The sequence below is a fragment of the Amycolatopsis sp. WQ 127309 genome (assembly GCF_023023025.1).
Classification (GTDB): domain Bacteria; phylum Actinomycetota; class Actinomycetes; order Mycobacteriales; family Pseudonocardiaceae; genus Amycolatopsis.
This window is the reverse complement of the sequence record NZ_CP095481.1, coordinates 511369-526397: the sequence shown is the minus strand read 5'-3', so window position 1 is coordinate 526397 and position 15029 is coordinate 511369. Positions and strand designations below refer to the sequence as shown.

At 72.2% G+C, this 15029-nt stretch carries 8 protein-coding genes; 4 read left to right on the top strand and 4 right to left on the bottom strand.

The window, feature by feature from the left end:
* Nucleotides 1-2 precede the first annotated feature (2 nt).
* Nucleotides 3-659: a hypothetical protein gene (locus MUY22_RS01865; RefSeq protein ID WP_247056338.1), complete on the bottom strand. Its 657-nt coding sequence runs from the start codon at nucleotides 657-659 to the stop codon at nucleotides 3-5.
* Nucleotides 656-7930, bottom strand: coding sequence for an RHS repeat-associated core domain-containing protein (locus tag MUY22_RS01860; protein WP_247056336.1), 7275 nt, complete (start codon nucleotides 7928-7930; stop codon nucleotides 656-658). Before MUY22_RS01860 ends, MUY22_RS01865 begins: the two co-directional genes overlap by 4 nt.
* Nucleotides 7931-8114: 184 nt before the next feature.
* Between MUY22_RS01860 and MUY22_RS01855 the strand changes: the two genes are divergently transcribed.
* The 4 genes from MUY22_RS01855 to MUY22_RS01840 all read left to right on the top strand — a co-directional run bounded on the left by MUY22_RS01855 (nucleotide 8115) and on the right by MUY22_RS01840 (nucleotide 12585).
* Nucleotides 8115-8900, top strand: coding sequence for an AfsR/SARP family transcriptional regulator (locus MUY22_RS01855; protein ID WP_247056333.1), 786 nt, complete (start codon nucleotides 8115-8117; stop codon nucleotides 8898-8900).
* Between the two features lie 114 nt (nucleotides 8901-9014).
* Nucleotides 9015-11315 carry a glycoside hydrolase domain-containing protein gene (locus tag MUY22_RS01850; protein ID WP_247056331.1) on the top strand — a complete coding sequence of 767 codons (2301 nt, stop codon included), beginning with the start codon at nucleotides 9015-9017 and terminating at the stop codon, nucleotides 11313-11315.
* Nucleotides 11315-12001 carry a hypothetical protein gene (locus tag MUY22_RS01845; RefSeq protein ID WP_247056329.1) on the top strand — a complete coding sequence of 229 codons (687 nt, stop codon included), beginning with the start codon at nucleotides 11315-11317 and terminating at the stop codon, nucleotides 11999-12001. Before MUY22_RS01850 ends, MUY22_RS01845 begins: the two co-directional genes overlap by 1 nt.
* A 26-nt stretch (nucleotides 12002-12027) precedes the next feature.
* Nucleotides 12028-12585: a hypothetical protein gene (locus MUY22_RS01840; protein WP_247056327.1), complete on the top strand. Its 558-nt coding sequence runs from the start codon at nucleotides 12028-12030 to the stop codon at nucleotides 12583-12585.
* Between the two features lie 83 nt (nucleotides 12586-12668).
* Here MUY22_RS01840 and MUY22_RS01835 read toward each other — a convergent pair whose 3' ends face one another.
* Both MUY22_RS01835 and MUY22_RS01830 read right to left on the bottom strand, forming a co-directional pair.
* Nucleotides 12669-14351, bottom strand: coding sequence for a DUF4832 domain-containing protein (locus MUY22_RS01835; protein ID WP_247056325.1), 1683 nt, complete (start codon nucleotides 14349-14351; stop codon nucleotides 12669-12671).
* A 208-nt stretch (nucleotides 14352-14559) separates the two neighbouring features.
* Nucleotides 14560-14973, bottom strand: coding sequence for a helix-turn-helix domain-containing protein (locus MUY22_RS01830; protein WP_247056323.1), 414 nt, complete (start codon nucleotides 14971-14973; stop codon nucleotides 14560-14562).
* Nucleotides 14974-15029 lie beyond the last annotated feature (56 nt).

Sequence of the window (15029 nt, the reverse complement as noted above, 5' to 3'; positions counted from 1 at the left end):
GGTCAACAGCCCACGGCGGCTAGCACGTGCTCGTACCGCGGGCGCGACGGCGAGTCCGGCGGGTACGCGGTCGTCAGCAGCTCCTTCGCCCGCTCGGGCTCACCCAGCACCAGGAACGCGGCCGCGACGACGACGGGTTCGGCGCCCCACTGGCCGTCGTTGCCGCCGAGCCGGGTGATGACCTCGGCCTTCGGCTCGGCGAAGGCCCGCACCGTGCGCCGGGCGTCGAGGTGCGGCAGGACGCCGGTCCGCAGGTACCCCTCGATCGTCGGCACGTGGGCGGCCAGCTCGGCGGGCGTGCGGAAGGTGAGCACCGGCGGGTTGCGCACCAGCGTGCCCAGCAGCTCGCGCTGGACCAGGTCCGGCTTGCCGCGGACGAACGGCTCGCCCCGCAGCTCGGCGGCCTTCGCGCCCACCTCCGGCAGCAGCAGCGAGGTGAACAGCGTGAGCTGCACGGCGTCCTTGGCGTACCGCGGGCGCATCACCAGGTCGAAGTCGATCCGCTGCTTGCCGCCGTCGATCTTCCGCGTGTAGGCGATGCTCTTCGCCGGCCGCGTGAAGCCCTCGGCCCGCAACGGCTCGTCCAGCCGGGCCGCCAGCACCTCGCGGGTCCAGGCCGCCGCCGTCGCGCGGTCGAGGGGACCGCCGTCGCTCGTCATGGGACGTTCCACTGGTACACACCTACCACCTGCCGGCCCGCATTCCTACCGACGCCGACGGCTTCCGCACCCGGTGTCGTGTTGAGCCAGGTGTCGAACGCCCGCTGCTCCGGGGTCAGCCGGGCCGTGCCGCTCTTGACCTCGATGCCGATGAGCTTGCCGTCGTCGGGCCGCACGATGGCGCCGTCGAAGATCCGGGTCTGGCCGTCGTTGCCGGTGACCGTCACCGGCTCGCGGATCACCTCGTGGCCCAGCTCTTCGAGCCGGTCCCAGACGTCCGCCTCCGCCTGCGAGCCCGGCCGCGCCCCGGTGGTGCCGACGAAGTGCCCGGCGTGGTCCCGGATCGAGCCGTCCGGGTACTGGAAGGTGCCGTCGCCGAGCGCGATGCGCCGCGGCTTCTCCGGGATGGCCGGCTTCGCCGACGTGCCCAGCGGGTCGACGAACGTCGTCGGGGCGTCGCCGACGTAGGCGTACAGGTTGGTGTCACCGCCGCCGAAGCCCAGCGAATCCTGGCTGAGGAAGCGCTGGTCGGTGGTCGAGTAGTACCGCGAGCGGTACTGGTACAGGCCGTTGCCCTCGTCGTCCCGGCCGGTGAAGCGGGTCGGGTTGCCGCCGTCGTCGCCGGTCAGCGTGGTGGCCCCGAACGGCTGGTAGGTGTACTCGCCGGTGACCGTCCCCGCGCCGTCGGCGACGGCGATCGTGCTGCCGAGCCGGTCGGTGAGCAGCGAGCGGGTGGTGCCGCCGGACGTCCGGGCGAAGACCTCGTCGACGCCGCCGGTGAGCAGGTTCGCGCTGGGCGTCCCGCCGGTGAGTTCCTGGACGACGTTCAGTCCGTCGAACAGGTACCCGGTGGTCACGCCGGCGGTGGTCTTGCCGGTGCGGCGGCCGAGGCCGTCGTAGGCGTAGGTGGTGCTCACCCCGGCCCTGGCCGACGACGCCAGCTGCCCGCGCGCGTCCCAGACGTAGCTCGTGGTGCCGTCCGAGGTGGGGTTCCCGTCGGCGTCGTAGGTCCGGGCGACCCCGGCCAGGCTGATCAGCTGGTTCGCCGCGTCGTACACGGCGGGCCCGTAGGCCGCCGGGACGTCGCCGCGGGCGTAGCTGCCGCCCGCCTGGGTCAGCCGGCCGGCCGGGTCGTAGGCGTAGGACAGGTCGCCCAGCGCCGTGCCCGCCCTGGCGTACCCGATCGCGGTGATCCGGTCGTCGGCGTCGTAGGTGTAGTTCTGCGCGATGCCGTCGGGCAGGGTGACCGCGCTCCGGCGCCCGGCGGCGTCGTAGCCGAGGGTCACGGTGTCGGTGCCGCGCTGGAGCTGCGTCAGCTGGCCGTCGGCGTCGTAGCCGTAGGTGATCTGCGGCCGGCCGGCGACGGTGAGGCCGGTGCGCTGGTCCGCCGCGTCGAAGGTGTAGTCGAGCTGCCCCTGCGGGCTCACCGCGCGGGTGATCCGGTCGAAGCCGTCGACGGTGAAGGTCGTGGTGCCGCCGGCCGAGTCGGTGATCGAGGTCGCCCGGTCGCCGGCGTCGTAGGCGTAGCCGATCTGGCTCTCGGCGGTGCTCCCGGAGACGCCGAACCGGGCCTGGGTCAGCCGGCCGAGCGAGTCGAACGCGTAGTCGCTCGCCTTGCCCCGGGCGGTGGTCAGGCCGGTCCGGTTCCCTTCGGTGTCGTACGACGTCGTCGTGACGCGGTTGAGCGGGTCCGTCTCCGTGGTCGCCCGGTTGGCCGCGTCGTAGGTGTAGGCGGTGACGCCGCCGCGCGGGTCGGTCAGCTTGACCGGGTTCCCGTTGGCGTCGTACTCGTAGGCGGTCACCCGGCCCAGCGGGTCGGTGATCGACCGGACGCGGTCGTCGGCGTCGTAGGTCGCGCGGGTGACGGCCCCGGCCCGGTCGATCTGGGCGACCGGGCGGCCCGTGCCGTCGGTCACCCGGCGGGCGACGCGGCCGAGCGCGTCCGTCACCGTGACCGGGTCGCCGAGCAGGTAGCCGTAGCTCGTCGCGTGCGAGAGCGGATCGGTCACCTTCGTGACCCGGCCCTGCTCGTCGGTGTCCACAGTGGTCACCCGCGTCAGCGGGTCGGTGGTGGTCCGCGGGGCGCCGTTCGCGCCGTAGCCGAACGTGGTGACCCGCCCGAGCGGGTCGGTGGCCTGGCTCAGCTGGCCGAACGGGCCGGCGTAGGCGTAGGTCCGGGTGCGGGCGGCCGCGGTCCCGGCCAGCTCGGTGGTCCCGGTGACGTCGCCGAAGGCGTCGTAGGTCAGGTCCGTGCGCCGCCCGAGCGGGTCGGTCGTGCTGGTCACCAGGTTGGTGGCCGGGTCCCGCGCGATGGTCGTCGTCCGGGCGAGCGCGTCGCCGAACGCGGCGGTGTCGGACGTGCTGTAGCCCGCCGCGTTGAAGGTGACCCGGCGGACGGTGCCGCGCGGATCGGTCAGCTTGGTCTCCGTCACCTTGCCGGCGGAGTCGGTCAGGTAGGCGAACTGGTAGGTGCCGCCGCCGGCGACGGTCTGCTTGCTGACGCGGCCGTTGGTGTCGTAGAGGTTGGTCAGGTAGACGGTGCCGCGGGGGTCCTTCGCCGTCGCGAGCCGGCCCTGTCCGTCGTAGGTGTACGTCGTGACCGCGCCGGTGGCGTCGGTGAACGTCGAGAGCCGGCCGCTCGCGTCGTAGGTGTAGCCGACCGCGCGGCCCGTGTTGTCCTCGGCGCGGGTGATCCGGTTCGCCGTGTCGTGCGCGAAGCTGATCCAGCGTCCGTTGGGCGAGGTGACCTGGGTGATCGGGCCCTTCGCCCGGACATGCCCGTCGGTGTCGGCCTGCGCCGGCCCGCGGGTGATCGTCACGGTGTTGCCGAAGCGGTCCCGGATCGCCTGCAGCGGCGCCTCTTCGCCGAACACCAGCGTGGTGCCGTCGCGCAGCCGGAGGTCGAACCCGTTGCCGTTCCAGGCGAGTACCGAGCCGGCGTACTTCGTCGGCGTCGGGTCGGCGGCGAACGCGGCCGTCAGGTAGTCGGTCGGTCCGGTGCCGCCGGGGGTGATCCGGTGATACTTGACCTTCGCGCCGTCGGGCAGGATCAGCTGCCCGTCGATCCACTGCTGCTGGGCGTAGAGGTAGACGTCGTAGTCCGAGCCGGTGCCGACGCCGAACGTGCGGCGCCCGGTGTCGGCCTGCTGGTAGGTGCGGGTGACGCCGATCGGCAGCGTGTCGGACACCGTGAGGTCGGTGTGGGTGTCGCTGAGCAGGCCGCTGCCCAGGTCGACGGGGTCGCCGCCGACAGTGTCGCCGCCGGGGGCCGGCGCGGCGTCCGGCGGGGCGTCGACGCCCGGCTCGATGAGCATCGCGCCGGTGAACTGGTAGACCTCGGTGCCGGGATCGGGCACGACCTGCTTGCCGTCCGGGGTCACCTTGCCGTGCCCGTAGACGAACCAGCCGCGCCCGGCCGGGTCGTAGTGCCAGAAGTCCATCGTCGCGCCGGGCGGGGCGTGCGGGTAGTTCGGGTAGATCACCCGCGCGCCGGTCGGGAAGACGTAGGAGCTGCCGGGCTGCACGGTGAAGTACGTCGGGACGTTCGACTTCGGCAGCGGGAACGGCGGCCGGTCCACCGGGATGGCCGTGATGCCGAGCTCGGTGACGACCTTGCCGGCGCTGTCGCGCACGACGGCGCCCTTCGGCAGCCGCACCTCCAGCCCGGGGATGGCCGGGGTCGTGACGACCACTTCGGCCGGCGCCGGCGACGCGAACCGCACCACGTGCTTCGTGTCGAGCGCGGTCATCCAGATCGGGTACGGCAGCACGGTGGTTCGCCCGGCGACGAGGTCGACGCCGTCGTCGTAGAGCCCGAACCGCCGGTCCGGGGTGCTCGCGCTCGCCCCGTCGATCCGCAGCACGCCGTGGCCGGGGGTGACGCCCTCGAGCAGGAACCGGCCCTGCGCGTCGCTCACCCCGCGGGCCGCGCCGACGGACAGGGTGACACCGGCCAGCGGGTGGCCGTCCAGGGTGCGCACCCGGCCGGACACCGCGGTCGAGCCCGGCTTCCCTTGCAGCGCCGGGGTTTCGTCCCCGGTGACCGGGGGCAGGTGGGTGGTCCAGTCGGCGCCGGACAGGTTGCGCGCGTCGGGGACCCAGGAGGCCCCGGCGGCCGGGCTGGTCTGCGTGCCGGTGCCGGTGCCGGGCCGCTCCGCCCTCGGCCGGTTCGCGGGCGTGCCGCCCTCGGCCAGGGCACGCGGGACACCGGGCAACGGCGGCGTCGCCGTGGCACGCGGGGCGGACGGCTGCGTGACGAGCGGCTGCAGCGCGGCCCGCGTGACGAGCTTGAGGGTGTCCGATCCGGTGTAGGAGTAGGGACTGACGACGATCTCGTAGGTGCCGGTGACCGGCAGCGTCGCGATCGGCACCGACGCAGCGCCGGCGTGCTGGGTCAGCACCGTGCCGTCCGGCTTGCGCACCTCGACGTACGGGTAGTAGGGCAGCGTCGTGCTGGTGGAGGTGAGCGAGAGGTTCTGGCCCGCGGTCCCCGCGTACGTCAGCCGGACGCTCTGACCGGCGCGGCTCATCGTCACGGTTTTCGCGGTGTTGAAGGCGATCGCGCCGCCGTCGAGCTGCTGCGACAGCGTCGCCGAAACCGAGCCGGTCGCGTTCGCCCCCGGGGCGAGGATCAGCCGGTACGTCCCGGCCGCGCCGACCTTGGTGTCGACGGCGCCGCTCTTGTAGACGAGGATGTCCGCGCTCTCGACGCCGTTCGCGTCGACCACGCGGGCGCGGAAGTAGCCGGCCGCGGGGAAGGTCCAGCTGGTGAACCCGATCGACAGCCGCTGGTTCGCCGTCGCGGTGAAGGACGTTTCGACGTACTTGCCCGCCTGCGCGACGGTCATCGTCTTCGCGGCCCCGCCGACGGTCGCGGTGCCGGCGTCGGTCCGTTCGGCCAGGGTCAGTTGCGCCGTACCGGTTTCGGCGAACGGGTACACCACGATCTGGTAGGTGCCGGCGGCCGGCAGCGGCCCGAGGTCGACCTGCGTGGCGGTGATCGTCCCGTTCCGCAGCAGCCCGCCGTCCGGCCGGATGACCATGACGCCCAGGTAGTAGGTGAAGCCGTAGGACGGGAAAGCCAGGCTGAGCCGCTGGTTCGCGGTCCCGGTGAAGCTCAGCCGGGTGGTCTGGCCGGGCCGGGTCGCCGAAACCGTCTTCGGGGTGCCGACGGTGACGGTGCCGCCCGCGGTTTCCGCGGACAGCGTCACGGCGGCGGAACCGGCGCCGGACCCGTCCGGGGTGAGCAGCAGGCGGTACGCGCCGGAAGCCCCGGGCACGAACCAGAACGTGCTGAGCGAGCCGACGTCGTAGGCCGCTTCGACCTCTCCCGTCGGCTTGATCACCTGCGCGAGGACCGTCCCGGGCAGCGTCCAGTTCGTGAAGGCGAGCGACAGCCCGCTGCCGGCCGTGGCGGTGAAGGCGAGCGACGCCGTCTGCCCCGACTGCGGGAGGTTCACGGTGACGGCCGGGCCGGTGGTGGTGAGGGTGCCCGCGTCCTGCCGGGTGGTCAGCAGCAGCGTCGCGGACCCGGTGGTGGACTGCGGGCTCACCGTGATCACGTAGACGCCGTCGACCGGCAGCGCGGGGAAGTCGGCGTGGTAGCCGGACGGGCCCGCGTAGAGCGCCGAGCCGTCCGGCTTGGTGACCGTGAGGTAGGGGAAGTAGCCGAAGGTGTACTGGTCGAAGTCGAGGCTGAGCTGCTGGCCGGCGACCCCCGCGTAGGTGAGCCGGGCGTCCTGGCCGGGCCGGGAGAGCGCGAGGTTCTTCGGCGCGCCGAGGGTGATCGCGCCCGCTTCGAGGGCCGGGGAGGCGGTGACCGTCAGCGAGCCGGTGGTGGCGTCCGTCGAGCCGACCACCAGCGTGTAGGTGCCGGTCTGGCTCGGCACGAAGTCGTAGTCGCCACCGCCGTCGGACTTGAGCAGGCCGCGCGTGGAGCCCTGCGCGTTCCACAGCAGCGGGGTGCCGTTGGGTTCCTTGACCGACAGCGTGAGCTGCGTGCTCGCGGCGAAGGTCGACCCGCTGAACCCGACACCGATGTGCTGGCCCGCGGTCACCGGCAGCGTCAGCTCCGCCTGCTGCCCCGCCCGGGCGAGGGCCACGGTGACCCCGGCGCCGGCGGGGTCGAGCGTGCCGGTGACGCGGCTGGACAGCGTCGCGGTCACCGAGCCGGTGCCGGCCGCGCTGGGGTCGACGACCACCTGGTAGACGCCGCTGCTGGGCAGCGGCGGCAGCTCGTAACCGCCGTAGAGGTACGTGCTCAGGCGGGGCGCGTCGTAGTCGTTGCGGGCGAAGGGCGCGCCGTACGGCGTGAAGACGGCGACCGAGTACTCGGTGGTGATCGTCGAGCCGGTGAGCCCGAGGCTCAGCCGCTGGCCCTTCGTGCCGGCGAACCGCAGCAGCGCGACCTTGCCCGACGCGGCCACGGACACCGTGGCCGCGGTGCCGTCGACCGCCAGGGGCGTCGCGGACCCGACGTCGGCGACGGCGTAACCCCTTGGCACGACGACGAAGTCGGTGCCGGACACCGCGGCGGTGCCGCTGGGCGTCGCGACGGTGATCCGGCCGGAGGTGGCCGCGTCCGGGACGGTCACGGTGAGGCTGGTGGCCGTGGCCGCGGTGACGCGGGCGCGGGTGAGGCCGAACGTCACGGTGTCGTCGGCCGCGACGGGGGCGAACCCGGTGCCGGTCACGGTGACCGCCGTGCCGGCGACGCCGGTCGCGGGGCTGAAGCCGGTGACCGCCGGGGCGGCGGTGACCGCGTCGACGGTGAAGGACTGCTGGCTGGTCGCGGTGCCCGCGGTGGTCGTCACCGTGACCGGGCCGGTGACCGCGCCCGTGGGCACGGTCACCTCGAGGGAGGCGGAGCTCGCCGTCGTGACGGTGGCGGTCGTCCCGCCGAACTTGACGGTGTTCGCGCCGGCCGTGGCGGCGAACCCGGTGCCGGCGACGGTGACCTTCGCGCCGGCGGCGGCTCGCGCGGGGACGAAGCTCGACACCGACAGCGCCGAAGCGACGGTGCGGTCGATGGAGGTGACGTTGCCCGAATCGTCGTAGTTGTACCGCGCGGCGGCGCCCGAACCCGTGCTCTGGGAAACACCCTTCACGCGGCCGGCCGCGTCGTAGGCGTAGTTCGTCGGGGTCGAGGGCAGCGCCGCGGCCCTCGCCGTGGCGGCGGCCGGCTCGGCGCCCGCCGGGTGCGTGAACCCGGCGATCTGGCCCGCGATGAGCAGGGCGGCCGCGAACGCGGCGAATCTGGACGACCTGGCCATGAGCTCTTAGTCCCCTCGTGCCGCATCCGGTCGGGGAAAGCATGCGCCGGGCCGTGCCCAGATCTTGCCCAGATTCCGCCCAGGCCCGGCACTGTGACGCCGGACCGCGTTTCCCGAACTGCCGTTGTGCGTTGAGGTACCGGCGTAGCACTATGCGTAACGAGGGGCAGACTAGGGGGACTCGATGCGATTCGACCTGCTCGGACCGCTGGAGGCGCGAAGAAACGGGCGGACCGCGGAGCTGGGCGGGCCGCGGCAGCGTGCCGTGTTCGCCGCTTTGCTGGTTCGTGCGAACAAACTCGCCAGCGTCGACTACCTGGCCGAAGCCGTCTGGGACACCCCGCCGGCCAGCCCGGAGTCGAACCTCCGCACGTACGTCGCCGGCCTGCGCCGCTGCCTCCGCGAAGCGGGTGACGTGGAGGACCGGTTGCTCACCCGCGCGGGTGGTTATCTCTTGCGCGTCGAGCCCGGCGAACGCGACCTGGACCTGTTCGACCGCTACGCGTCGGCGGCCGAGGCGGCCGCCCGGCTCCACCGGTATTCGGACGCGCTGGAGTACTACCAGCAGGCGTCGGCGTTGTGGCGCGGCCGCGCGGGCGAAGGCCTGCGGGTGGGGGCGTTGCTGCACGCCGAACTGCTCGCGCTGGAGGACCGCCGGACCACGCTGGCCGAGCGCCAGGCACAGGTGCACGCGGAACTGGGCGAACACGACCAGGCGGCGTCGGAGCTGCGGGAGCTCGCGGCACGCAACCCGCTGAGGGAAAGCCTGTGGGCACAGGCGATGCGGGCCCTGGCGCACGCGGGCCGCCGGGCCGAAGCGCTGGAGGCGTACCTGCAGATCCGCCGCCACCTGGTGGAAACCCTGGGAGTGGAGCCGGGAGCGGTCCTGCGCGAACTGCACCAGCGCATCCTCCGCGGCGACTTCCCGGGCGACGCGGTCTTCACGGCCCACACCCGGATCTTCGGCTGAAGTCCGACGCCGGCCACCCGGGTCGAGGGACGGGACCTGTCCTCGACGATCGGGACCGGTCCCGGGATCGCTCCCGCAGGCTCTGCGCAGTGCCGCGCAGCCCGAGGAGTGTCAGTGGTCGATCAGATGGTTCTTCAGGCCCAGCAATGGGTCAACGCGACGTACACGGCCGCGGCCGGCTACCAGCGGTGCCCTGAAGACGGCCGCACCGGGTGGTCGACGATGTACTCGCTGACGATGGCGCTGCAGCGCGAAATCGGCATCACCACGCTCTCGACGTCGTTCGGCCCGGGGACGCTGGCGGCCCTGACCGCGCGTGGCGGTGTCCCGTACACCGAAACGAACCGGAACATCGTCAAGATCGTCCAGAGCGCCTGCTACTGCAAGGGGTACAACGCCGGCTCGATCAGCGGCTACTTCGACTCGACGACGCAGTCCGCCGTGCTCGGGATGACCGCCAACGCCGGGCTCGGCACGTCGTGGTCGCAGAACTCGCCGAAGCTGATGAAGGCCCTGCTGACCATGGACGCCTACGTCGTGGTGTCCGGCGGCAGCCCCGAAGTGCGCGCGGTCCAGCAGTGGCTGAACGGCCGCTACCTCCCGCGCCGCGACTTCTTCGTCATGCCGTGCGACGGGCACTTCTCCCGTGACGTCCAGAAGAACCTGCTGATGGCGATCCAGTACGAGCTCGGGCTGAGCGACGACCTGGCGACGGGCACGTTCGGGCCGACCACCCAGAACGGGCTGCGCGTCCACACCGTGCAGCAGGGCTCGACCGGGATCTGGGTCCAGCTCTTCAGCGCGGCGATGGTGTTCAACAACCGGGGTGGCTTCACCGGCACGTTCGACGCGGACCTCGCCGCCGACGTCGCGGACTTCCAGGGTTTCTCGGCGCTGCACCTCACGTCCCAGGCCGACTTCGCCACCTGGGCCCAGCTGCTGGTCTCCACCGGGGACCCGACCCGGCCCGGCAGCGCCTGCGACTGCAGCACGACGGTCACCGCGGCGCGCGCCGCCGCGTTGAAGGCCGCCGGCTACTTCGCCGTCGGCCGGTACCTCGACCAGGTACCCGGCGGGCTGGACAAGAAGATCAAGCCGGGCGAGCTGCAGACCATCTTCGACGGCGGGCTGCGGGTGTTCCCGATCTCGCAGTACAACGGCGGCGAACGCGGCTACTTCACCCAGTCCCAGGGCGTCGCCGACGCGACGGCTGCGCACGACGCGGCGGCCGGGTACGGGTTCGCGCCCGGAACGGTGATCTACTTCGCGGTCGACTACGACGCGACGCAGGAGGACATCGACGCCTACGTCGTGCCCTACTTCCGCGGCGTCGTCGCCGGCTTGGCGAGCCGCGGAAAGCGCTACCTGCACGGCGTCTACGGCTCGCGCAACGTCTGCGCCGAGGTGACCCGGACGACGCTGGCTCGCTGGTCGTTCGTGTCCGGCATGTCGACCGGGTTCTCCGGCAACCTCGGGTTCCCGCTGCCGGCCAACTGGGCGTTCAACCAGATCCAGACGACCACCGCCGGCTCCGGGACCGGCGCGATCCAGATCGACAAGGACGTCTGGCAGCCGGGCACCGACCCGGGCACGGCCGTGGTCGGCGGCACCGGCGACGGCCAGGTCCAGCTGTTCCTCGACAGCCTCCAGCAGATCTACGACGCCGCCGTCGGCTACGGGCAGAATGATCCGAACCTGCTGGTCATGCAGTACCTGCGGCACCGGGACTACGACAACGCCCAGTTCGACCAGCTCATCGGGCCGATCGACCAGAACTGGATCCAGTACGCGACCGCGCACGGGATCACCCACGTCGCGAACATGCCGGACCCGTTCTACGGGATCGTCATCGACCCGGCGCACTTCGGCGCGTCCTGCAACGGCGCCTACCTGATCCCGCCGCCGCCCGGCGTCGCGTTCAACCGCGGTGACGTCGCCGGCTGGGCCGGTGACCTCTACACGTTCTACGGCGAATGGCGCCGCGACAGCGACAGCATCGCCTCCGGGTACGACTACTGCCGGCAACGGCTCGCCAGGATCGACGACACGACCGGCACGTTCAAGCTCACGGACCTGCTCGAGGACTCCACCGCCTACACGATCGCCACGGCCGTCCGCGGGGGCCGCACCATCGTGCAGGCGATGCAGGACCACCTCCTCGGCGGCTACACCACGAGGCTGAAGCGGTTCGTGCAGGACCGGCTGGGCGGCACCGCGGCCAGCGTCGCGGCCTTCGCGCGGGAGGCCCTGCTGCGGGCCGACGACACCGTGATCGCCCTCGGCCGGATCTACCTCATCGAGACGACCGGCGGGGTGCCCACCGCGCAGCCCAACTCCCTGCCCGACTCCGTGCTCGACCCGTTCTGCCAAGGCTTCGGCGAGACCCTCGCCGCGCTCGTCACCCAGGAGGGCTGATGACCATCCGACTGTCCGACCCCGACGGCCCGGCGGGGCTTTCCCGCCGTCGCGTGCTGTTGTCGAGCCTCGCCCTGGCCGGCGGCGCCGTGGCCGGTCTGCCGGCCGCGACGGCGTCCGCGGCGCCCCGGAACGGGACCGCGGCCTCGACGGCCAACGGCTGGCCGGTGCTCCCGTCGGCCGTGACGACCCTCGTGGAAGGCAGTGACCTCACCGTTTCGCTGTGTCCGGGACCGGCGACGGTGATCCTGGTCCACTGCCTGCGGCGCTACCTCTACGAGGTCGACGCGACGGTCCGCCAGGACGAGCTCACCGGCTACCGCGCCGATCGGGCCGCGTCGACGGCGGAGGCGGGCAACCACCGGTCGGGCACGGCGATCGCGATCCGGCCCGCGGCCTACCCGGACGGCGTGGCCGGTGGCTACTTCCCACCCGGCGTGGCGGTCATCCGCGACATCGTCGCCGAGTGCGAGGGAGTCGTGCGGTGGGGCGCCGACTGCGTCCCGGTGCAGGAATCCCGGTTCCAGATCGACGTCCCGCCGAGCGACCCGGCGCTGCGGCGGGTGGCGGACAAGATCACGGCCTGGGCGGGCCGGCCGGGTGAAGGCGCGGGTGTCGTCGTCGATCCCGCCGAGCCGGGCCGCCGGGCGGCCGCCATCGCACTTCAGCGCCGGCAGCGGCGCTGATCACCCGAAACAGGAGGAGCTCCACCATGCGGTTCGGTTTTCGGAAGACGTTCGCCGTCGCGGCGCTGGCCGCGGTCGCCGCGACGGTGCTGTCCGGGGCACCGGCCTCGGCCGCGACGCGGTTCGCGGCCGACGGGACACGGGCCGGCCTGACCGCCGGCCAGGTCGGCTGGCTGCAGGGCGAGGTGAACCGGTACCTCGCAAGGACATCCGGGCAGCAGACCGGGCTCAACGAGGTCAAGACCGCGACCGGCGCCGAGTTCAGAGCCGCCCTGCCCGGCGAGGCCCATCCCCGGAACCTGAGCGCCACGGCCGCGTCCGGACCCTGCGACGGCGGGACGGCACCCGGGTACCTGTGCGTCTACAGCGGCCCGCACGGCACCGGTTCCCAGATCGCGATGTACACCTGCGGTGGCATCGACCTGCCCAACTGGAACGGGTACGGCTCGTGGGGTGACAACCAGACGCCGGGCACGGTGACGTACTTCTACACGCAGTACTACGGCATCGCCGACAAGTTCACCGCGAAGTCCAACAACCAGAACTACAACTGGACGCCGGTCTGGCACATCGACCCCTGCTGAGTCGCGCCGTCGGGCTTGCGTGCGGCCTCGACACGGCCGCGCGCAAGCCCGACGGCACCGCCGCGTCGCCGATCGAGGCGGCGCTACGACACGGTCACCGAGGACCGGAGGTCGTTGAACCCGGTCGCCGCGTCCCAGAGGCCCGTGTTTGCCGTCCGCACGGAGTACTCGGGCCGGGTGGGCAGCAGGGGATCGGCCAGCTCCAGCAGCAGCGCGTACGTACCGGGGGCCAGCGACGACGGCACCGTCACGGTTTGCGCCACGGTCTGCGCGCCGGGCAGCCAGGTGCGGGGGTCGGCGGCGAGCGGGATCCGCGTCACCGCCCCGGTGGCGGTGTTGCGCAGCACCAAAGCCACGTTGCGGGGATTGGTCGCCGCCGCGTAGCCGTCGTTGGTGAGCCCGAGCCGGATCGCGAGGCCCGACCCGCGCACGGCGGTGGCCGGGAAGGTGCCGTCGCGCAACGTGAACCGGTAGCCGAGGCGGTTGGTCACGTCCGCAAGGCAGCCCTGGGCCGCCCACGACTGCAGGACCGCCTGCTGGTAGTCGGTGTTGAGGAACGTCCAGTGGAACCGCGACAGCTCACCCGTGGCCGTGGGGCAGTCCGAACGGGGTGGGTTCGGTGCGCACGTCTCGCCGCCCATCGGCACCGTCCGGGTCTCGCTCTCCAGGTACGGGTACTCCACGGACGGGTTCTCGTAGGTGCCGAAGTCGTCCGCGCTGGCCAGGAAGCAGTCGTTGTGGTGGCCCAGCCGCGCGTTGCCGCCCGCGTAGAGGGTGCGCTTGATCTTCGGTGTCCGCAGCTGCACGGCCCGCGTGGCGGGCAGGACGCTCAGCAGCTTGTCCACCACGGCCTTGCGGTTCGCCCAGTCCGCCGAGGTGATCGCGCCCGCGTTGCCGAAGTTGCGCGTGTAGTACCACTCGCCCCACGCGCCGATGAACCCCGCCTGCACCACGTCGATGACGTCCGCGTTCGCCTTGAGGTACGGCGCGAGCTGGTCCAGGTGCCCGAGCACGCGGTCCTTCGGCGCGTCGTCTCCGGCGTCCGACGCCGTGTAAGCGAAGCGCAGCACCAGTTTCACCCCCGCCGCGCGGGCCGCGGCGAACTGCCGGCCCAGCCGGTCCAGCGCGCTCTGGGCGATCGGCGTGGCCTTGTACTCGGCGAGGTAGAAGATGCACATCACCAGCGTGATGCCCTGCGAGACCCGGTACTGGCGCAGCGTGTCGGCGGAGAAGTCGGCCTTGTCGCAGTCCTGGGTGTGGTGGTAGAGCCCGCGTTCCGGGTTGGCGATGAGGTCGGCCGAGGGCTGGTAGACCGGACCGCTCGCACCTCCGGTGTAGGTGTAGGTGATCTTGGCGGAGGTCTCCACCGGGGCTTCGACCTGGAACACCGCGTCGGCGTCGTTCGGGCTCGCCGATTCGCCGATGTCGGCCCGGTCCACCGTCCAGCGGGCGATCCCGCCCGACGAGGTGAACGGCACCGATTTCACCGGCGTCCACGCCCATCCGCCGCCCGCGTGCCGGTAGAGGGATCCGTTCTCCAGCAGGAAGTCCGCGCCGACCGCCCCCTGGGCGAACCCCGTGCCGGTGTTCCGGTCGACGTCGAGGTAGACCCGCGCGAACGCGGGCGCGCCGGTGTAGCTCATCTGGTAGGTGACGGTGGTGGCGGTGCTGGTCACCGTCGGACCGGTGATCGCGGCGGCGGCGGGAACGGCCGCGACGCCGGTGAGGGCCAGGGCCGTCACGAGGGCTCGCACGATCTTCGGCACGCGCTTCTCCGTTCCCGCCCGCGGAGCGACTGCCGTCACCCAGCGGAAGACGTCTTCGGTGGAGCCGACCACAGTGATCGAACGTTAGACGTGCACGCCGCAGGGGTCAATATCCGAGGGCAGGACGCGGACCACACGGTCAATCGATCATTTCCCGCCCGTTCGTGAATGATTGAATCTCGCGTGAGAAAGCGCTTTCACAATGGGCTCACGGCGTGGACCTCGAATCGGCGCCGTGGTCGTAGGCCAGCTGAGCTTGCTGGATCTGTGCGCTGTGTTCGACCGTCCAGGAGTAGAGGTGACCGAACGGCTCGCGCAGTGACTCGCCCAGCGGCGTCAGGGAGTACTCGACGCCGACCGGTGAGGTCGGCAGCACGGTGCGGCGGATCATCCCGTTGCGTTCCAGGCGGCGCAGCGACTGGGTGAGCACCCGCTGGGTGACCCCCTCCAGCCGGCGCATCAGCTCGTTGAACCGCGTCGGCCGCTCCAGTACCGCCATGATCATCATGGACCACTTGTCCGCGATCTGGTCGAGGATCGGCCGGCTGGGGCAGTCCGAGCGGAACACGACCCGGCCGCCGGTGGCATCCGCGGCCGCGCCGAGCAGGTAGGTATCCCTCATGATCCCTGGTTCTCCCAAAGTGCTTTCTTGATCTTCGTCGTCGTGCTGACCAGCAT